The sequence below is a fragment of the Pseudoalteromonas sp. AS84 genome, assembly GCF_038900255.1.
Lineage (GTDB): Bacteria > Pseudomonadota > Gammaproteobacteria > Enterobacterales > Alteromonadaceae > Pseudoalteromonas.
Map to the genome: position 1 here is coordinate 53,491 of NZ_JBBMQY010000013.1, position 20,047 is coordinate 73,537.

General features: G+C 37.9%; 22 protein-coding genes. 15 read left to right on the top strand and 7 right to left on the bottom strand.

Going from position 1 to position 20,047, the window contains the following annotated elements; translation table 11 throughout:
* Positions 1-121 precede the first annotated feature (121 nt).
* The 5 genes from fur to WNY79_RS13715 all read right to left on the bottom strand — a co-directional run bounded on the left by fur (position 122) and on the right by WNY79_RS13715 (position 2,659).
* Complete coding sequence (fur, locus tag WNY79_RS13695) at positions 122-565, bottom strand: ferric iron uptake transcriptional regulator (RefSeq protein WP_007586857.1); 444 nt, start codon at positions 563-565, stop codon at positions 122-124.
* Between the two features lie 186 nt (positions 566-751).
* Positions 752-1,279: a flavodoxin FldA gene (gene fldA / locus WNY79_RS13700; RefSeq protein WP_007586856.1), complete on the bottom strand. Its 528-nt coding sequence runs from the start codon at positions 1,277-1,279 to the stop codon at positions 752-754.
* Positions 1,280-1,293: 14 nt separating this feature from the next.
* A complete protein-coding gene (gene ybfE / locus WNY79_RS13705) occupies positions 1,294-1,572 on the bottom strand; it encodes a LexA regulated protein (protein WP_002962928.1) in 279 nt (92 codons plus the stop codon).
* A 2-nt stretch (positions 1,573-1,574) separates the two neighbouring features.
* The gene (locus tag WNY79_RS13710) at positions 1,575-1,796 is read right to left on the bottom strand and encodes a DUF2788 domain-containing protein (protein WP_002962930.1); all 222 of its coding nucleotides are present in this window, start codon (positions 1,794-1,796) and stop codon (positions 1,575-1,577) included.
* Positions 1,797-1,891: 95 nt separating this feature from the next.
* Positions 1,892-2,659, bottom strand: coding sequence for an alpha/beta fold hydrolase (locus WNY79_RS13715; RefSeq protein WP_024599569.1), 768 nt, complete (start codon positions 2,657-2,659; stop codon positions 1,892-1,894).
* Between the two features lie 220 nt (positions 2,660-2,879).
* Here WNY79_RS13715 and seqA point away from each other — a divergent pair, with 220 nt between their 5' ends.
* The 7 genes from seqA to WNY79_RS13750 all read left to right on the top strand — a co-directional run bounded on the left by seqA (position 2,880) and on the right by WNY79_RS13750 (position 10,858).
* Positions 2,880-3,476, top strand: coding sequence for a replication initiation negative regulator SeqA (seqA, locus tag WNY79_RS13720; RefSeq protein ID WP_076924595.1), 597 nt, complete (start codon positions 2,880-2,882; stop codon positions 3,474-3,476).
* Positions 3,477-3,485: 9 nt separating this feature from the next.
* Positions 3,486-5,123 (top strand): phosphoglucomutase (alpha-D-glucose-1,6-bisphosphate-dependent), encoded by a 1,638-nt coding sequence (gene pgm / locus WNY79_RS13725; RefSeq protein ID WP_342876113.1) that lies wholly within the window; start codon positions 3,486-3,488, stop codon positions 5,121-5,123.
* 118 nt (positions 5,124-5,241) lie between these two features.
* Positions 5,242-6,294, top strand: coding sequence for a succinylglutamate desuccinylase (gene astE / locus WNY79_RS13730; protein ID WP_342876114.1), 1,053 nt, complete (start codon positions 5,242-5,244; stop codon positions 6,292-6,294).
* Between the two features lie 265 nt (positions 6,295-6,559).
* Complete coding sequence (locus tag WNY79_RS13735) at positions 6,560-7,774, top strand: thiamine pyrophosphate-dependent dehydrogenase E1 component subunit alpha (RefSeq protein WP_024599565.1); 1,215 nt, start codon at positions 6,560-6,562, stop codon at positions 7,772-7,774.
* A complete protein-coding gene (locus tag WNY79_RS13740; protein WP_342876115.1) occupies positions 7,774-8,751 on the top strand; it encodes an alpha-ketoacid dehydrogenase subunit beta in 978 nt (325 codons plus the stop codon). Before WNY79_RS13735 ends, WNY79_RS13740 begins: the two co-directional genes overlap by 1 nt.
* 8 nt (positions 8,752-8,759) lie before the next feature.
* Positions 8,760-10,343: a dihydrolipoyllysine-residue acetyltransferase gene (locus tag WNY79_RS13745; RefSeq protein ID WP_342876116.1), complete on the top strand. Its 1,584-nt coding sequence runs from the start codon at positions 8,760-8,762 to the stop codon at positions 10,341-10,343.
* Between the two features lie 149 nt (positions 10,344-10,492).
* A complete protein-coding gene (locus WNY79_RS13750) occupies positions 10,493-10,858 on the top strand; it encodes a DUF805 domain-containing protein (protein ID WP_010552684.1) in 366 nt (121 codons plus the stop codon).
* A gap of 69 nt (positions 10,859-10,927) precedes the next feature.
* Here WNY79_RS13750 and WNY79_RS13755 read toward each other — a convergent pair whose 3' ends face one another.
* Both WNY79_RS13755 and WNY79_RS13760 read right to left on the bottom strand, forming a co-directional pair.
* Positions 10,928-12,103: a putative manganese transporter gene (locus WNY79_RS13755; protein ID WP_342876117.1), complete on the bottom strand. Its 1,176-nt coding sequence runs from the start codon at positions 12,101-12,103 to the stop codon at positions 10,928-10,930.
* 160 nt (positions 12,104-12,263) lie between these two features.
* The gene (locus tag WNY79_RS13760) at positions 12,264-13,889 is read right to left on the bottom strand and encodes a M28 family metallopeptidase (protein WP_294117001.1); all 1,626 of its coding nucleotides are present in this window, start codon (positions 13,887-13,889) and stop codon (positions 12,264-12,266) included.
* A gap of 113 nt (positions 13,890-14,002) precedes the next feature.
* On the opposite strand from WNY79_RS13760, the gene WNY79_RS13765 reads away from it, so the two are divergent.
* From WNY79_RS13765 to WNY79_RS13800, 8 genes are all read left to right on the top strand, one after another.
* Complete coding sequence (locus WNY79_RS13765; protein WP_170070844.1) at positions 14,003-14,815, top strand: DUF3025 domain-containing protein; 813 nt, start codon at positions 14,003-14,005, stop codon at positions 14,813-14,815.
* Positions 14,812-15,600 (top strand): ATP-binding cassette domain-containing protein, encoded by a 789-nt coding sequence (locus tag WNY79_RS13770; protein ID WP_007586825.1) that lies wholly within the window; start codon positions 14,812-14,814, stop codon positions 15,598-15,600. The genes WNY79_RS13765 and WNY79_RS13770 overlap by 4 nt, the downstream gene beginning before the upstream one ends.
* Positions 15,593-16,801 (top strand): ABC transporter permease, encoded by a 1,209-nt coding sequence (locus WNY79_RS13775; protein ID WP_197120981.1) that lies wholly within the window; start codon positions 15,593-15,595, stop codon positions 16,799-16,801. Before WNY79_RS13770 ends, WNY79_RS13775 begins: the two co-directional genes overlap by 8 nt.
* A gap of 138 nt (positions 16,802-16,939) precedes the next feature.
* Positions 16,940-17,494, top strand: a complete 555-nt coding sequence (locus tag WNY79_RS13780) for a hypothetical protein (protein WP_342876118.1) — start codon at positions 16,940-16,942, stop codon at positions 17,492-17,494.
* 170 nt (positions 17,495-17,664) lie between these two features.
* Positions 17,665-18,078: a hypothetical protein gene (locus WNY79_RS13785; RefSeq protein WP_342876119.1), complete on the top strand. Its 414-nt coding sequence runs from the start codon at positions 17,665-17,667 to the stop codon at positions 18,076-18,078.
* Between the two features lie 90 nt (positions 18,079-18,168).
* Positions 18,169-18,867, top strand: coding sequence for a hypothetical protein (locus WNY79_RS13790; protein ID WP_342876120.1), 699 nt, complete (start codon positions 18,169-18,171; stop codon positions 18,865-18,867).
* A 251-nt stretch (positions 18,868-19,118) separates the two neighbouring features.
* Positions 19,119-19,541 (top strand): hypothetical protein, encoded by a 423-nt coding sequence (locus WNY79_RS13795; protein WP_101216505.1) that lies wholly within the window; start codon positions 19,119-19,121, stop codon positions 19,539-19,541.
* Positions 19,538-19,975: a hypothetical protein gene (locus WNY79_RS13800; RefSeq protein ID WP_342876121.1), complete on the top strand. Its 438-nt coding sequence runs from the start codon at positions 19,538-19,540 to the stop codon at positions 19,973-19,975. Before WNY79_RS13795 ends, WNY79_RS13800 begins: the two co-directional genes overlap by 4 nt.
* Positions 19,976-20,047 lie beyond the last annotated feature (72 nt).

Below are 20,047 nucleotides of genomic sequence, written 5' to 3' on the forward strand. Positions count from 1 at the left end.
CTCTTAACCAGAGTTCAGGTTTAATATCCCCAGTTTTTACTGGGTATGTTTATTACAAGCGTATTTTAGACACAAAAAAACCTACACATAGCAGGTTTTTTATTGCTTTTTAAAAGCGGTATTAGCTGTTAGCGTCGCTAAACTCTTTACACGCTGCTTTATCATTACACTCACCGTATAAATATAAAGAGTGGTTTGTAAGTGTAATACCATTTTCTTCAGAAATTTCAAGTTGACGACGTTCAATCATTTCATCTTCAAACTCTACCACTTTGCCACATTTCAAACATACTAAATGATCGTGGTGTGTGCTTCCAGAAAGTTCAAATACTGATTTGCCACCTTCAAAGTGATGACGGCTTACAATACCCGCATCATCAAATTGGTTAAGTACGCGATATACAGTTGCAAGACCAATTTCTTCGCCTAAATCCAAAAGAATTTTGTAAACATCTTCAGCGCTGATGTGTTGGTTATCTGGAGATTGTAAAATCTCTAATATTTTAATACGCGGTAAAGTTACTTTTAAACCGGCTTTTTTAAGTTCCAAGTTATGATCAGTCATTAAATCTGTCTCAATTTTATTTGGTTATACTAGACATCTTGCAAAGATGTACACGACACATTAGCAACAAACAGGATAACGTGCCTAAGCGTTAAGTGCAAAGAACAATTGATTTATATTGCCACTAAAGCTTAAAACGCTAACTGTTTGATAATTATTTAAACAGTTAGCGATATATGTTGTAAATTAGTCAGCTAGCTCACTCAAACACATTTCTTCATATACTTGGGCAGACCATGCTTTAACACGTTGTTCTGTAAGCTCTGGTTGGCGGTCTTCGTCGATACCTAAACCTACAAAGTGCTTATCATCAGCCATGCCTTTAGATGCTTCAAAATCATAGCTTTCGCTCGGCCAATGACCAACCACAATAGCGCCACGCTCAGTAACGATATCGTTGATCATGCCCATCGCATCTAAAAAGTACTCAGCGTAATCTTCTTGGTCTCCACAACCAAAAATAGCGACAAGTTTACCTTCAAAGTCTACTTCTTCAAGCTCTGGAAAAAAATCATCCCAGTCACATTGTGCTTCGCCGTAGTACCAAGTAGGGATACCGAATAAGATCAAATCAAATTCAGCAATCTCTTCTTTAGAGCTTTTTGCAATATCATGAACAGCCACTAGCTTTTTACCCAATTCTTTTTGGATCATTTTTGCTACGTGTTCTGTGTTACCTGTGTCACTTCCGAAAAAAATGCCTACACTTGCCATGGATTTAAAACCTTTTATGTATCAATAGCCAATCTTTCTTGTAAAATTGTTTCAATCAGCGCACTGCGGCTAATATTTTGTGCATCTGCCATATCACTCAATGCTTGATATAACTGCGATGAAACTTTAAATTCAACACGCTTTAAACCACGTGCTTTATCTCTTTTTATTTGATTACGTTTATTTACCTTTAACTGCATATCCCGTGAAAGGGGATTGGTTTTAGGTCTGCCTGGGCGTTTTTCGTATTCAAATAAATCGAGTGTAGTTCTATCTGTTTCTGACTTCGCCATGCTTAACCTACACCTGCGCCTTGCCAAAATACTTGAATAAGCCCTTTAGCAATAAAGCCCGAACAACCTAAAAAGAGCACGCCCCAGACAATGTATTGTCCGAACTTAGGCACATTGCCACTTTTTAGTACGTCTTTAATTGCCATGCCGATGAATATGAAAATACCGGCTAAGCCAAAATACAACCCTAGGGTATCAAATTCGTTAATTAACTGACTGACCATCAACGTATAACCTTTAAATTAAACGGCGCGTACTATAGCATATAATTATTCATATATTTAGTGCGCAAAATCAAAAACACGCGATTAAAATTACTTTAAACCGCAGTTAAAAAGTCGTTTATCGCTTTATTTACAGCAAGTGGCTTTTGAGCATGAAGCCAATGGCCTGCGCCATGAATTATTTTAGCTTTAGTATTTTTAAAGCGAGCTTTAATTGCAGTACGATGCTCGGGCAAAATATAGTCAGAATCATTACCTTTAATGAAAAGAGTATCGCATGAACAAGAATTATTTTCATTAACATTGGATGTGATTGTAGAATATTTTTCGTCAAGCACATTTAAGTTAAACCGCCATGCAAAATGACCTTCCTCATTTTTAGCGAGACTTTTAAGTAGAAACTGTCGCACTCCCAGTTCTTCTATATAAGGTTGCATAATTACATCAGCTTGCTTTCTATCGTCTATTGACTGCGCTGAAACCGCTTTTAATGCTTGTAATATTTTTGTGTGGCGAGCGGGGTAACTAACAGGTGCTATATCAAGTACAACAAGCTTATTTACAAGTTCAGGATGTGTAAGCGCTAATTCCATTGCCACTTTACCACCCATAGAATGCCCAACTAAATGTGCTTTATCTATGTTCAAATCTGCTAATAACTCAACAATATCTTGAGCCATTGCCGGGTAGTTCATTTCCTTGCTATGCGGTGAAAGTCCGTGGTTACGTAAATCAACGTTAATAACATTAAAGTGTTCACTTAATGGTTTTGCGATTACATTTAGGTTTTCTAATGATCCAAAAAGCCCATGTATCAAAATAACATTAGGACCTTGCCCTTGTTGCCTGTAATTTAACTGCATACCCGCCTCCTGAAAATTTCGCCATAGTTTGCCGAGCATTGCTCTAAAAAGCAAAAAATACAGCGACTATTTACTAAATTGGGCTTTTGTGCTTTAAATCAACAACAATTAGGTAAATATTAATATGTTTACGGGAGTGCTTGTTGTAACTCGCATTTCTGATTGGTTTGGGTATAATCACACGGGAGAAAAAAATGTGACCCGTAATGACAGGAAGAACATGAAACAAATCGACATAGACGACGAGTTATATCAATATATTGCAAGCAATACGCAAAGTATTGGTGAAAGTGCATCCACTATTTTACGTCGTTTATTAAATCTGAGCGGCGAAAAAATTCAAACCGCAAACGTAGAACTAACTCAAAATAATCAAACTGCGACCACGTCTACCGCCACATTAAAAAGCTCAGAGCCATCTGCTGCTGAGACTGCAAAAAAACAAACGCCTTTAGCTCACGCACCAGTGAAGCAAAAAAGCGATAATGTTTTTAATGTATTAAATAAAGAAGAGCTGGCAATGCAAAAGGGCGTTGTTGGACGCTTTTTGTTTATTTTAAGTGCATTTTACCGCACACATAAAACTGATTTTTCTGCGGTATTAGACATAAAAGGGCGTGACCGTGTTTACTTTGCTACTAGTAAAGAAGCTTTAGTAAACAGCGGGAGTAGTATGAACCCTAAGAACATAACCGATAGTGAATATTGGGTTATGACTAACTCTAATACAACACGTAAAAAAATGATGCTTCATGAAGTTGCTCTTTGCCTTGGATATAGTGCAGAGCAAGCTGAAAAAATTCGCGATTACCTGTAAGGAAATATAATGGCTATTCACTCAGGCGCAGGCAAAACTGCTCCACAATCGGCATTGGTTAATGTACCTAAATTAGTATCTGCGTACTACTTAAACGAACCTGATCTTGAACAAAATCCAGATCATTGTGTTGCTTTTGGTACTTCAGGGCACCGTGGTTGTTCTTACGATGTTAAATTTAACGAGTCACACATTCTAGCGATTACTCAGGCTATTTGTGATTACAGAAAACAAAATGACATATTTGGTCCGTTATTTTTAGGCAAAGACACACACGCATTGAGTGAAGCGGCATTTAACTCGGCTATTGAAGTATTAGTTGCTAACGAAGTGCAAGTGATAACGCAAGAAAACGGTGATTTTACACCAACGCCAGTTATCAGCCACGCTATAGTGAGCCACAATAAACTACACCCAAATGAATTAGCAGACGGGATTGTTGTTACGCCTTCGCATAACCCTCCTGAAGATGGTGGCTTTAAATACAATCCACCTAATGGCGGACCAGCTGATACCGACGTAACTAAGTGGATTGAAGACAGAGCTAATCAACTTTTATTAGAAGATTTAGTTGAAGTTGAGTTATTCCCATTCGCTAAAGCATCGCGTTCTGGCTTTATCCGCTACGAAGATTTAATGGCTCCTTATATTGATGACTTAGCAAATATCGTTAATTTAAAAGCAATCAGCGATGCAGGTATTAAAATTGGTATCGATCCACTAGGTGGTTCAGGCATCAACTTTTGGCCAGTCATTGCAAAAAAATATAATTTAGATTTAACTGTAGTTAATGATGTTGTTGATCCGCGTTTTGCTTTTATGCCACTTGATAAAGACGGCAAAATTCGTATGGATTGTTCATCACCTTATTCAATGGCAAATCTTATTGCACTAAAAGATGATTTTGATGTGTCTATTGGTAATGACCCTGACTACGACCGTCACGGGATTGTAACGCCTGATGGGTTAATGAATCCAAATCACTTTTTAGCAGTTGCAATTGATTACTTACTCAAGCATCGTGATTGGAGCTCAAGCGTAGAAATTGGTAAAACGTTGGTCTCAAGCTCAATGATAGATAAAGTAGCGGCACGAAATGAACGAAAAGTTAAAGAAGTACCAGTAGGCTTTAAATGGTTTGTTGAAGGCTTAAGCAAAGGCAAGCTAGCGTTTGGTGGCGAAGAAAGTGCAGGTGCTGCATTTTTACGTTTTGACGGCTCTGTATGGTGTACAGATAAAGATGGCTTTATTATGGGCTTGCTAGCAGCAGAAATACTTGCTGTGACAGGTAAAACGCCATCAGCGCTTTATAAAGAATTAGAACAAGAGTTTGGTTCTCCAATTTATAAACGTCTAGATGCACCAGCCACAAGCGGTCAAAAAGCACGTTTAAAAGCATTGAGTGCTTCTGATGTTAAAGCAGATACACTTGCTGGCGAGCCTATTTTGCAAAAATTGACTCATGCACTAGGTAACGATGCCGCCATTGGTGGTTTAAAAGTGGTAACTGAGAACGGCTGGTTTGCAGCGCGTCCATCAGGTACTGAAGATATTTATAAAATATACCTTGAATCATTTAAAGGTGAAGAGCATTTAGCGTTACTTGAAAAAGAAGCTAAAAAGCTTGTAGATTCAGTTATAAGCTAACTTAATCTAATAATTTTAAAACGGCTGATTTATTCAGCCGTTTTCGTTTCTATACCTTGTGTATATAAAAATATATGCATAAGAGTCTACTCTCACATTATTTTAAAGGGCTTATTATATGTCAGCCAATCCATCTTACTTAAATGAATTAAAACAAACGGGCGATTTTTTAACGCTTAGTCGTGACAACGAATGGCATTTAGCTGCAGGTGAGTTTGTTTTAGATAATGGGACTCGTGTAAATATACACGATACCGGAGTCATTGAGTTTCAACCTGCTGTTACAACGTCAAAAGATGTAGTTTATTCAAGCGCCGTACACGGTAACGAAACTGCGCCAATTGAAATTTGTGATGCACTTATTAAACAAATTATAAAAGGCGAGCTGATACTTAAACAGCGCGCTTTGTTTATTTATGGTAATCCACAATCAATTAATATTGGCCTGCGTTTTGTAGAAGAAAACTTAAATAGATTATTTAATGGTCACCATACAGTTGAAGGTGTACCAATGAATAATGAGCGTACCCGTGCTGCAAAGCTTGAGCAATACGTAAGCGATTTTTATACGCGTGGCGAGCAAGGCAGTAGCCGGTGTCACTACGACTTACACACTGCAATTAGAGGCTCTAAAAACGAAAAATTTGCTGTGTATCCATTTTTACATGGTAAGCCTTGGAAAAAGTCGCAGTTACAATTTTTATTGAGTTGTGGTGTAAATACCGTACTTATGATGAAATCTCCTGCAACAACATTTAGCTATTATTCGTCATTTATACATGGAGCTGATTCATTTACCGTAGAGCTAGGTCAAGTTAAACCATTTGGCCAAAACGACATGGCTCGCTTTGAAAAAACAAAGCAAACCTTAACTGCATTAATTAGTCAAAATGAAGTTGAATATCCTGAATTTAATGCAAACGATTTTGAGTTATTTGCTGTCCATCGCACAATTAATAGAACGCAGGACGATTTTAGTTTTCCTTTTTCTGATAATGCTGAGAACTTTACTGGCTTTGCGAAAGGTGAACTACTTGCAACCGACGGTGATAAAGCGATTCATGCTGACGTTGAAGGAGAGGCTATTATTTTCCCAAATGCGAGCGTAGCATTAGGGCAAAGAGCACTCCTTACAGTTATTCCAATGGATATTGATAGCAATTTCGTCTAATTAAACTCATCAGACCACTGATGTCTTCAAGTTAACTATATGATTACTATTAATTAAAGTAACCGTATCGTTAACTTGCCACTTATTTAACCTGTATTTGCTTTTGTTTCGTCCCAGATCTGTTGAATAACACTTTACGTTAACGTAAAGTGTTGGCAGCTTTAATTAAAGATAGTGCAGATGTTGCAAAGTTTAACCAGCAGCAATCACCCATAATAATAATTTAAAGGGGCACTGTTTTACCGACAACAAAAGAAGGTAGGTTATGAGTAATCCAAATAACGTATCGCTGAATATTAACCACGAGCTTGAATTTATTGATGGTCAAGCGCTTAATATTCCAACCCTTAGTATTTTAACTGAGGACGGCGACATTCATCCTAGTGCAACCGCACCTGATATTTCAAAACATACCGCTATTAAGTTATATGAAACAATGCGTTTTATACGTTTGTTAGATGAACGTATGCAAGGCGCGCAGCGCCAAGGCCGTGTTAGCTTTTATATGCAATGCCTAGGCGAAGAAGCCGCAGTTACAGCCTCTGCTGCTGCACTTGATCAAGACGATATGATCATGGCTCAATATCGTGAACAGGCAGCACTGCATTATCGTGGCTTTACGCTTGATCAATTTATGAACCAAATGTTTTCAAATGAATTGGATTTAGGCAAAGGTCGTCAAATGCCAATTCACTATGGTTCTAAAGCGCTAAACTACATGACGATCTCATCGCCATTGGGTACGCAAATACCACAGGCAACAGGTTATGCATATGGCCAAAAAATAAAGCACATCGACGCTAAAACAGGCGAGCTTTCCAGCACAATTGATAATGTAACCATTTGTTATTTTGGTGAAGGTGCTGCATCTGAAGGTGACTTTCATGCTGGTTTAAATATGGCAGCGGTTCACAGAGCGCCGGTTATATTTTTTGCACGTAATAACGGTTATGCCATATCTACCCCTGCTGATGAGCAGTTTAAAGGCGATGGTATTGCCTCTCGTGGAGTGGGTTATGGTATTAAAACAATTCGTGTTGATGGCACCGATGCACTTGCTGTGTATGCGGCGACTGAAAAAGCACGCGAAATAGCTTCAACACAAGGTGAACCTGTACTTATTGAATCGATTGCTTATCGTTTAGGAGCGCATTCTACGTCAGACGATCCAAGTGGTTATCGCTCTAAAGATGAAGAAGCGAATCATCAAACGTGTCCTATTGATAAATTTAGAAAATGGCTGGTCAAGCAAGACTGGTTAAACGAAGAAGACGATTTAAAAGCAAAAGAGTCGATTCGTGAAGAAATTTTAGCAGCGCTTAAACGTGCTGAAGTTGTTGCGAAGCCCGCTTTAGAAGAATTGATATCTGACGTTTACGATACACCAATTCCATTATTGCAACGCCAGTACGAGCAACTAAAAGAACATATAAAACAGCATCCAGATGCTTACCCAGTAACCGCAGGGAGAATTAAGTAATGGCTAAAATGAACATGCTCCACGCAATTAACTCTGCTCTGGATATTACGATGAATGAACACCCTCAAGCCTGTATTTTTGGTGAAGATGTTGGTTACTTCGGTGGTGTATTTAGAGCAACATCTGGCTTGCAAGAGAAGTATGGTAAACATCGTGTTTTTAATACGCCTTTAACTGAGCAAGGTATTTTAGGTTTTGCTAATGGTTTAGCGGCTTTTGGTGCGCCTGCATTAGCAGAAATTCAATTTGCTGATTATATTTTTCCAGCGTTTGATCAAATAGTAAATGAAGCCGCTAAGTTTCGTTATCGCAGTGGTAATGAATTTAATGTCGGTAACTTAACTATTCGTACGCCCTACGGCGGTGGCATTGCCGGTGGTTTGTACCATTCACAATCACCCGAAGCGTATTTTTCGCACACACCAGGTTTGAAAGTAGTTGTACCGCGTAATCCTTATCAAGCTAAAGGATTATTACGTGCATCAATTAAAGATGATAACCCGGTCATATTTTTTGAGCCTAAGCGTTTATATCGTGCATCAATTGGCGAAGTGCCAGAAGAAGATTATAGTATTGAATTAGGCACGGCTGAAGTAGTACAAGAGGGTAGTGATATTACGCTTTTAGCGTGGGGTGCTCAAATGGAGATTATTGAAGATGCAGCAAAGCAAGCAAGCGAGCAAGGTATAAGCTGTGAAGTAATTGACCTTCGTAGTATTTTACCTTGGGATGTTGAAACGATTGCTAAATCGGTTACTAAAACCGGCCGTTTAATCGTGAGTCATGAAGCGCCTATAACCAATGGCTTTGGTGCAGAGATAGCCGCGACAATACAACAAGAGTGTTTCTTGCATTTAGAGTCGCCAATATTACGTGTATGTGGTTTAGATACGCCATACCCGCTGGCACTTGAAAAAGAATACGTACCGGACGCACTAAAAGTGTTGGCTGCAATTAAACAATCAATGGATTTTTAGGGGTTACCATGGCTAAAGATTTTATATTACCCGATATTGGTGAAGGCATTGTTGAGTGCGAAGTAGTTGAGTGGCTAGTACAAGAAGGCGATACCGTATCTGAGGATCAGCCAATTTGCGATGTTATGACAGACAAAGCATTAGTACAAATTCCGGCAGTGCATGATGGCGTAATTTCAAAGTTATATTATCAAAAAGGAGAGATTGCTAAGGTACACGCTCCTTTATTTGCTATGGATGTAGCAGGTGAAAGCATTAGCAATGAAGTAGTACAAGAGCCAGTACAAGCTGGAAATAAAACTAATGATGCAGCTGATGTGGTTGAGGACTTTATATTACCGGATATTGGTGAAGGTATTGTTGAGTGTGAGATTGTTGATTGGTTAGTTGCTGAAGGCGACGAAATAGAAGAAGACCAAGCGGTTTGTGACGTAATGACCGACAAAGCATTAGTACAAATTCCGGCAAAATATACAGGCACTGTACAAAAGTTATATTATCAAAAAGGCGAAATAGCCAAAGTACATAGCCCGTTGTTTCAAATGACAATTGCAGGCAGTGCAGCAAAACCAAATGTTGATATAAACCAAGCGGTCGTAAAGGCTCAAACTAATGCCGTCGCTGAAAATGTTGCCCCTGTTAAAACGCAGCAAGCTGCTAAAGTTATCAATCAAAAAGCGGTGGCATCGCCTGCGGTTCGTCGAAAAGCACGTGAACTTGATGTTGATTTAACCTGTGTACCAGGTAGTGGTAAAAATGGACGTATTTACAAGCAAGATATTGAAGAGTTTGTAAAAGGCGAAGTGCCAAATACTATTGATACTTCACCGCTTGATAGCGATGCTTCTCAAAGTGCAGTACAAAACCAAACGCAGAATCAAAGCGGTGGCGTAAGAGTCGAGCAAATTAAAGGCATTAAAGCGGCCATGGCCAAGCAAATGGTAGCGTCGGTTTCAACTATTCCGCACTTTACGTTTAGTGATGAAATAGACTTAACACAGCTTATAGCTTTGCGTAGTTCTTTAAAAGAGCAGTACAAAGCACAAGGCGTAAAACTCACTATGATGCCATTTTTTGTAAAAGCATTGTCGCTAGCAATGAAAGAGTACCCTGTACTTAATTCAAAAGTGAACGATGAATGCTCAGAGCTTACCTATTATAACGATCATAATATTGGTATAGCGGTTGATTCTAAAATCGGCTTGTTAGTGCCTAACATTAAATCGTGCCAGAGTAAGAGCATTGTTGATGTGGCAAATGATTTAACCCGCTTAACTCATTCAGCGCGAGAAGGGCGTGTTGCACCGGATGATTTAAAAGGTGGGACAATTAGCATCTCTAACATTGGTGCGATTGGCGGCACTATTGCGACCCCTATAATTAATAAACCAGAAGTGGCGATTGTTGCGCTTGGTAAACTACAGCATTTACCGCGTTTTGACGAAAGTGGGCAAGTTGTAAGTAAAGCTATTATGCAAGTGAGTTGGTCTGGGGATCATCGTGTTATTGATGGGGGCACTATTGCTCGTTTTAATAATTTATGGAAATCGTACTTAGAAAATCCATCAGCAATGATGATGGCTATGAGTTAATAGCTAAATTGTTAATATGTAATAAAAACCAGCTTTTAGCTGGTTTTTTGTTTTAATTTGAGCTGTTTTTAATTAAGATACAAATGTTACTAAAAAGTAATTAGATTAACCCCGTTAGGGAATATAAAAAATAACACTAAGGAAATTTCATGGAACATTATATGAACGCGTTGCGTAGCTACGCAGATTTTTCAGGCCGTAATCGTCGTAAAGCATATTGGATGTTTATATTATTTAACTTCATTTTTTCAGTAGTTTGTAATGCGATTGATGGTGTACTAGGAACAATGTTCATTGGCTCTATTTATAGCTTAGCGCTATTAATTCCTGGCTTAAGTGCGGGTGCACGTCGTCTTCATGACACAGGCCGTTCAGGCTGGTGGCAGTTACTTTGGTTAGTACCAATCATCGGTTGGATTGTTTTAATTGTTTTTCTTGCGCAAGATTCGCACGAAGGCGAGAACGATTTTGGTCCAAATCCAAAAGAATTAGCAGCAGAACCAACTACTGTATAAGTAAGAATAACTTAACATGTTAAAAGCTCAGCAATTGCTGAGCTTTTTTGCGTTTTTAAATCTCATTTTTTAAATTTCAGCAAAAAAATACAATCCATAACCAACTATTAATGCGGGAATAGACGTATAAAGTGTAGCTATAACTGCAGCTTTGGGCGCCATTGCTATTGCTGGGAATAACGCATCACCATCGTTAGAAATTGCGTTTCCTGCTAAAGCACTAAAGGGAATAATGCCTTGAATATAAAGCGTTGTAACAATTATTTGCGGGCCACAGCCGGGTAAAAATCCAATAAGCACTGCAATTAATGGGGCCAAATAGGCGTAATGTACAAACCACGTTTGTAAATCAAGTCCGGCAATGTTAACCAAAATCTCAAATAGCATAAAAGAGGCTACAACCCATGCCGTAACAAAATGGGTATCTTGTAATACTTTTATTATTTTAGAAGGGGGGTGACAGGTATCGTCTTCTGACGTTACTTCTTGATAGCTTTCACCTCTTGACGAAAGTGCCCAAATACTAACAATAAATAAAGCCATTAATGCACCAAATAGTGTAATTACAGTGCTTGTGTTTGAACCAAACTGTGAAAAATCAACATTAAATGCAATCAAAAAGGCAATTATAAGGCTTGGGATAATTGCTACCATCCAAACCGGTTTACTGATTTTAATAATGTTAGCTGAGAGTATTTTAATTTGGTGCTTTTGTTCTTGCACTGTTGGGCGTAAAAAGTCTTTTTTGTGTATTGTATTAACCAGTAAACCACTAAATGTACCCACAACTAACCCTATTCCCATAATTAACAAGCCTTCAGTAGGGCGGGTAGCAAGTAATAAAAACGCTGCATCGCCCATTGTAGCTGTTAGCACCGCAACAATAGCACCAAAGCTTGCTTGGCCTTTCGTAAATTGAGTAACCACAATAATAGCGCCACCACAGCCAGGTAATGCACCTAAAACCGCTGCAAAGCTAATTTCTAAAATAGGGGACTTGGCACTTAAATAACTAAGCTCTAATTGAGGTAAGTGTTCTATAGCGTAGTAATAAATTAAAAGGGTAGCAGCAACAAACACACTCACTTGAAAAAATGCATCACTGAGTGCGGTCATTGTAATTTCGCGTAATTGCGGTATTGCAAGGCAAGTTAAAATAAATAAAGGCAGCAGTAAGCGTTTATTTTGGCTCAAAAATCGTTTTGAGGCAGGAGTAATAAAACCAATGTGAGGAAGTGAAGTCATACAATGCGACCTAATAAATTAACTAGGTCACACTGTATATTTTAATTAAATGATAATCAATATCATTTGCATCTATTTAAATCGATTACTCTGTTTGAGTTTTTCGATAGCTAAATCTAAATTAGTTTAAACTTAAATTTTAGGCTGTGATTAAATAGAACTACTTACGCTGAAATTCAGAGTTTGTATTCCACGTTGGCCACTGTTCTGTTTCAGAAATATCAAAACCTACCTTATAAAATAATTGTAAGTCTTGAACAGCACCCGATAAATCCCATTCATCACGGTAACGGTCACATGGTTGATGGTAACAACCGCGAAGTACTAAGCTCATACGTTTACGGTAATTAGCCGTTTCTTCATCAGCAGCCACGGTGCCGCCACCTGCGTACATAGCCGGAATACCCATGTTAGCGAATGCAAAGTGATCAGAGCGGTAGTAACCACCAGATGACGGTTTAGGATCGCCTGATATTGTTCTGCCTTGCTCTTTAGCTGCAGTTTCTAAAAACTCATCCATTTGTGATTTACCTATACCAACCACATTCATGTCTTTTACTTTGCCTAATAAATTTAAGCTATCCATGTTTATGTTAGCGACTGTTTTATCCGCTGCAATCACTGGATTTGCCGCATAGTATTTAGAACCTAATAAGCCTTGCTCTTCAGCAGTTACCGCTAAAAATGTCATTGAGCGGCTAGGGTGCTTTGGTAATTTAGTAAACGCTTCAGCTACTTCAATTAGCCCAGCGGTACCCGTTGCATTGTCGTGAGCACCGTTATAAATTTGATCGCCTTTACGTGTTTTATCTGTACCTAAGTGATCCCAATGAGCCGAGTAAATAACATGCTCATCTGGTTTCTCACTACCAGGTAAAGTGGCAATAAAGTTATACGACACTGATTTTTTAATCGTATTTTTAACATTAACAGAAGCAGTTAAATCGCCCATATCAACATGGTAAGCACCTTTAGCAGCATTTGTTTTAACGGTATCAAAATCTAAACCTGCTTTAGTAAAGAGCTCTTTTGCTACGTCAGTTGTGACCCAGCCTTCAACGGCTACACGGTCCATGTTGTTGTTTTCTTTTTGAAAACCAAACTGCTCGCCGCTCCACGAGTTTTCAACAACCGACCACGGGTAAGAAGCAGGTGCTGTTTCATGAATAATAATTGCACCAGCGGCACCTTGTCGACTCGCTTCTTCATATTTGTAAGTCCAACGACCATAATAGGTCATCGCGTCGCCAGTAAATAAAGCAGGGTCTTTTGTTGCAAAACCTGGATCGTTAACCAGCATTACAACCGTTTTGCCTTTAACGTCTAATCCTTCGTAATCATTCCAATTGTATTCAGGTGCGTTAACGCCGTAGCCCACAAATACAAGTTCAGAATTTTCTATGCCTTCTTGTGCGCTTATGCGGCTGCTCCCCATAACCATGTCTTTTTTGTATTGATAGTCTTTACCACCAATACTTAATACCATGTTTGCATCAGCCTCAAGCGACACAAGTGGAACTTCTTGTAAGTAGCTGTCGCCATTACCTGGCTCTAAACCTAGGGCTTTAAACTGCGCAGTTAAATAATCAAGCGTTAGCTTTTCGCCAGGTGATGAAGGAGCACGACCACCAAATTCGTCTGATGCGAGTACTTTTACATGTTTTGCCAATTCATCAGCTTGAATACTGTTATAACCATTTGTTACATCAGTAGGTGTAATACTTGTTGTTGCGCAACCTGCTAAAACAGCAGTAGCGAGAAGTGTGAGAGAGAAATAATGTTTCATGTCAGCTCTTTTTTTGTTTTAAGTTGTGATTAGTATATTAACTTCTATTAAGTAGAACCAGTTTTTGCGGTAAACTTCTCGTAAATTATAGGCATAAATTGTTAAAGGTTTAAATGAAGCGTTTTACTCCCCCCGAGCAGTGGCAAATTAGTAGTTTAGAAACCGGTGCATTTTCGCACTTACGTGAGCTATTTAAAGTTAACGAACTAACTGATTGGCCGGCTCCGCAGTGGTTTTCTCCATTTTTAACCGCTATTAATGCGAATAATATTCCTATTACTTTTGAAGATGATGCAAAGGTAGATTTTGGCGATCGTTATTACGAACAAGTTATTTTTGAAACGGGTGTTGTACCTACACGCAGTGAGAATTGGCATGACTTGTTTGGTGGCTTTATTTGGTGTTTATTTCCTAAAACCAAAGCGCTTATTAACCAGCGTCATGTGCAAGATATAGCTGAACATGGTTTGCAAAAGCGTACTAAACATCGTAATGCATTAACGCTCTTTGACGAATGTGGTGTGGTATTGGCAATAAGCGATACTAAATGGCAAGAATTGCTTCGCGATCACCAATGGAAAAAAGCATTTGTTGAGCATAAAAGTGAATGGGGAAAAAGCATTAAAGCGTTTATGTTTGGCCATGCTAATTATGAAATGCTCACCAAACCTTATATAGGTTTAACGGGTAAAGCATTGTTTGTTTGTGTACCAGATGAAACATTTTGTAAAGATTTAGTTACTCAATATCAGTACCTAGACCAAGCCCTTTATGAGATGATTAAAATAGATAACTGCTTAGCCGATAACAAACAGCTTTCGCCACTGCCATTATTAGGCGTGCCTGGTTGGCATGATGAAAACAAAGACGACTCTTTTTATAACAATACAGATTATTTTAGAGCGAAACGAAGGATACGAACATGATAGAAGTTGCTGGGCTTAAAAAGAAATTTAAGCTAACTAAAGATCACAAAAAAAATAAAATAGACGACATCGATCCTCGTGAAGATAAAGACTATTTTCATTCAGTACGAGACGTAAGCTTTAGCTGCGCGAAGGGTGAGGTACTTGGATTACTAGGACCCAATGGCGCAGGTAAAACAACAACACTTAGAATGATATCAACCGCATTAAAGCCCGATGAAGGTTCAATAACAATTGCTGGAAACGACATTGTGAAAAAACCGTTATTAGGGCGTAAGTCTATCGGTTTTTTATCAGGTTCTACCGGCTTGTATGGCCGCTTAACCGTAAAAGAAAACATAGAGTATTTTGCAAAGCTTCACGGTATGAGCAAAAGCGATATTGCATCGCGTTGTGATGAGCTATTCACATTGCTTGATATGCATAAGTTTGTAGATAAACGCGCTGAAAACCTATCAACTGGTATGAAACAAAAGGCGAATATCGCTCGTGCTGTTGTACATCGCCCAGCAGTAGTGGTGCTCGATGAGCCAACAACGGGGCTCGATATAATGACCACGCAAACCGTTATTCAATTTATTAAGGGTTTGAAGGCGCAAGGTACTCCTGTTATTTTTTCTACCCATCATTTAGATGAAGTTGCACTTTTATGTGACCGAGTCGCTGTAATTAACGAAGGTATTAGCTGCTTTGACGGAACAGTAGATGAATTTAAACAAGCAGGTAATAGTGATGAGCTTAATCAAGCGTTTATGAACATATTAACGGAGAAACATGATGTTTGAGGTATTTAAAAAGGAATTAAGAGAGTTATTACGCGACAAAAAAACGCTATTATTTGTTGTTGCGCTCCCTGTCGCTATATTTCCGTTATTGTTTGCTGTAATGGCATTTATAAGCTCACAAGCAGCGATGGATGCAGAACAAAAAGTAAATACGTATGCCATTATTAATGGTGAATACGCACAAGAGTTTACTGATAAAGTGTTTTATCACAAAAGTTTTGAGCTTTATAAAGGCACTAAAACCTTTAATAACATTGAAGAGCTTAAAGCTGGCGTTATAGCTGGTGATATCGATATGGGTATCTATTTACCTAGCCATGCTGAGCAAACACTAGATAAAGGTGAACAAAGCCAGTGGCAGGTTGTATTTAACGATTCAAAATCTATCAATTTTTTATTCGAACGCGTTAAAGAGCTCGCAAAAGAATACAGTGACGTGCTACAAACTCAAAAGCTAATCAGTTTTGGTATTGAAGAGTCTGTTCAAAAATCCATTCTTAATCCAATTGAAGTCATTAAAGTAGATACAGCCGATAAACGTGAAAACCTTGGCGAAAAAATTGGCGGGTTTTTACCTTACTTACTTATACCATTAGTACTAATGGGGGCTACTTACCCAGCTATTGATTTAGGCGCTGGCGAAAAAGAACGCGGCACGCTAGAAACACTCCTACTTACACCTATTACGCGTACAGAGCTGGTGCTTGGTAAATTTATAACTTTGTTAACTACATCCATTGCCTCCACAACCATAACGGTCTTGAGTATGGGCTGCTGGATAGCACTAGCGCTTGCATTTGCTGATCTTGATTTTATTAAAGCGGCATTTAGTACATTAGCGGTAACCGATTTACTGATGATATTTGTACTGCTATTACCTGTTGCAGCTATATTTTCGGCTTTAGCGTTGGCTATATCTATCTATGCACGTACGTTTAAAGAAGCGCAAAACTACATGGCTCCGCTTAGCATGGGTGTATTTTTCCCTATTATTATTTCAATAATGCCAAATATGGAGCTTACTGCTAAAACAGCATTCATTCCTGTTACAAACGTGGCTTTAGCGATTAAAGAAATAGTAAAAGGGACTGTTGATTACACATTTGTGGGCTTAATATTTTTAGCTACTGCAATCATTGCGGCTGGGCTACTGGCATTTTGCGTTAAATGGTTTAACCGAGAAGATGTATTATTTAGGTAATATGTAACTGATTATAAAAGGCATCACTTTAGTGATGCCTTTTTGCTTTAAGCGATTATTTTAAAGTGGTTTGTATTAAGTCATTAAATAGTTTAAGTTTATGGGCTGAACTATGGATTACATAACAAGGATGGATTCTTGAAAATATCACTATTTCACCTCTCGCTTTTAACTGCTGGCTGCGCTTTTTGCTCTCTCATTTATACAGATCCGTCACACGCAAAAACTATTCAGCCAACTACCCATGTAGGCACATGGCAGAATAAAGACGAAGATGGCGATGCAGTGCCTGATGTTGATGATGATTTCCCATTTAATACTAATCGCTCTAAATTTATTGAAGTTCAAGACAGTGAGCCTAATGATAACCCCTGTGTTGCTTCACCATTAGCTGCAGGGATCCCTTTTAGGATAAAAGGTGCTATTTCAAACAAAGGAGACAATGGCGACCTTTATAGTTTTCATGGCAAAGAAGGAGATTTTGTTTCAGCATTAGTTACCTATGAATCTGAAAGCTTTGCTCCAAAAGCTTATTTTTCTGATGAAAGTGGCTTCGCTATTAACTCTTCTTTAATTCATTCTAGTAAAGGAAATAAAACCTTATTTGTAACAGTTATCATCCCTAAAAATGGTTTATTTCATTTGGGTGTGATTGATGCTAAATCAGACGGAAATCCAAGTTTTACATATTAAGTAGATGTTTTTTTGATGAAGATATTGATGGTATCCCAGACAACAAAGAGAGGGCATTAGGTATACTTCCTAATAGTCAAGATACCGATGGAGATGGGATCCCCGATTTTTATGAATACTATGTAGATGCATCTATTGGAATAGACTTCGATAGTGACGGCATTCTAAATATGCTCGACGAAGAAAGTGATTGCGATGCAATTAGTGATAAGTTCGAAGGGTACACCGATCCAGACGAAGACGGCCTGTACAACTTTATTGACTTTGATAGCGATGGTAATTCAATTTTAGATAATCAAGAAAAAGTAAATGATAAAGGCTTACCATTAGATTCGGATTATGATGATATAGCTGATTTTTTAGACTTAGATAATGATGGTGACTACATATTAGATATTCATGATTCAGCTCTTTACAAAAAGTATTTGGGTATTCATAACTTTACAATCGTCGGTACTGAGGTGCTTGAGGATGCTAAAAGCAGCATATATCAAACATCACAAAAGAATGCATTAAAGTATGGTTATACTGGCGAGCTGTGGGTCAATTATACATTCACAACATCAAAAAATTTTTCTTGGTAAAAAGAAATATAATGTAACAATAAAAGGAAAATGTAAGTTTGGGTAAGTCGATGGCAAGTGGCTTATGGTCAACTTATTAATAAGCTAAATATGAATAACAATGAGCAGCCAAACTGTCTAGACGATACAAAATGGTTTAAAAACACTCATTTTGAAGAGCAGGATACCTTAAGCCCAACGAGTGAAATTAAACTCCCTTTATTGCGTTTATTATGTCATTTGTCTTTTCCAGTGGAGCTTTTATTTACAGTTGCTTTAATTACGCTTTCATTGGTAGCCGGACTTTGGTTAGTTGATAGCTATAGCTTAGCTGGTTTAGTTATTTATATACCGCTACTTATTGGTACTCTATTATTAAAACGCATTCTTATATGGCGCAAGTTTGGGTTTAGTTCAAAAGAAGTAATGACCATAAGTAATAAGCAAATTCAAGTTAACCCATTTGTAAATGATTCATTAAAGCAAAGCAGGATATTTAAAAGGGATGACATCGAATCAATATTATTTAATTACAATCTCATTAATCACGTGTCTGATACACAAATTCAAGTAAATGCTGCGCTAAATAGGGCTTTTATAAAGCTAAAAACAGGCGAAAAAATTGAGTTGAACGTTAATAGAGTAGGGTTGTTTAATGTTTTGTATTTGTTGTATTACTTTGATTACCCATTAATTTATATAAAATCATTTGAAGGAGGGGGATCTAGTATCGGCTATTTGTTTTTACGAGTTTCTGGCATTTTGGCTAATTTCCCTATAATAGCGATGTACCTTGCCGAGTTTAAGTGAGTAACTAATATTAGAGTGTTTAAAGTCGCTGTGGAAAGCAGTTAAATGGACCAAGTAACTTAACAGGTTTCATGTCGAAAAGAGTTTAAATATTGGTACGAACAAAATTTGCGGGACGAGTCGCTTGACGCATTTTTAAAAGATGACTCTTATAGCATTATTGGCAAGGCCACTGCAGTGGCAGATGATTTATATAAAAAGCTAAAAAGTGAACGCAAAAATAATAATTAAGAGTATTTAAAAGGAACGCTATGTTAAAAAAAACAATATATGTATTGCTCGGCTCATTAGTTTTGCAAGGGTGTGTAGACTCTCATTCAGTAACGGCTGTTGTTAAAAATTCTGTTAAGTTTCAATCAGGTGACATGTTAATATATGATGTAGATATAGAAAGTAGTAAGCATAGTTGTACCATCCTCTTGTCTGTAATGGGAAAGGACTTGTGGGCGCTAGAAAAGGAAGAAAGCTTATTAAAAGGTTTAGCATGTATTAATAAAGAGGGGCTAATTTTATCTGGTCCTCCTGATGTAGACAGTTTTACTTGGAAACCAGTGGAGGGCGGTTTTGAATTTACAATGGACGCGACTGCTACAGAGCAAAATAATAAAAGTGAAAAACTAAATATTTACACGACATTCCCTTTATTTGTTCCGTTAACAAAGGATTTGAAATGAAATCACAATTAATAGCCCTTTCTAGTATTATGGTATTAAGTACAGCAGCATTTGCTAATGAATCAAATGTGAATTTTCCTGCTAAGGATAATCAAGATCCATTATTTATAAAAAAATGCGAAGAGTTTAGACAAGCAAAAGCCGATAAAGATATTGATACCTTGATGTCTTTTGTACCAAAGCATTTTAAAGATACAGAAGACGAAAAAAAACGCGCTATCGCATACTTGAGTAAAAAGGCAGAAAAGTTTCAAAAGTATGTAACAAGCCCTGAATTCAAGGTTTTATCTCAAAAATTATCAACTGAATCGAAATCTAATTATGCACAGGTTGACATAAGAGCCCAGTATGGTGAAAAAAAATTCGTGTCTGACGGCTGTGTATTTGAACTTACTAAAGAAAACGGTTGGATAATTATTATTGCGTCTAGCTAATTGGCTTTTCGAATACCTTAAGTATTTATATGTTATGAGAGTATGCAATCAAGCATACTTTTTTATTCAAAG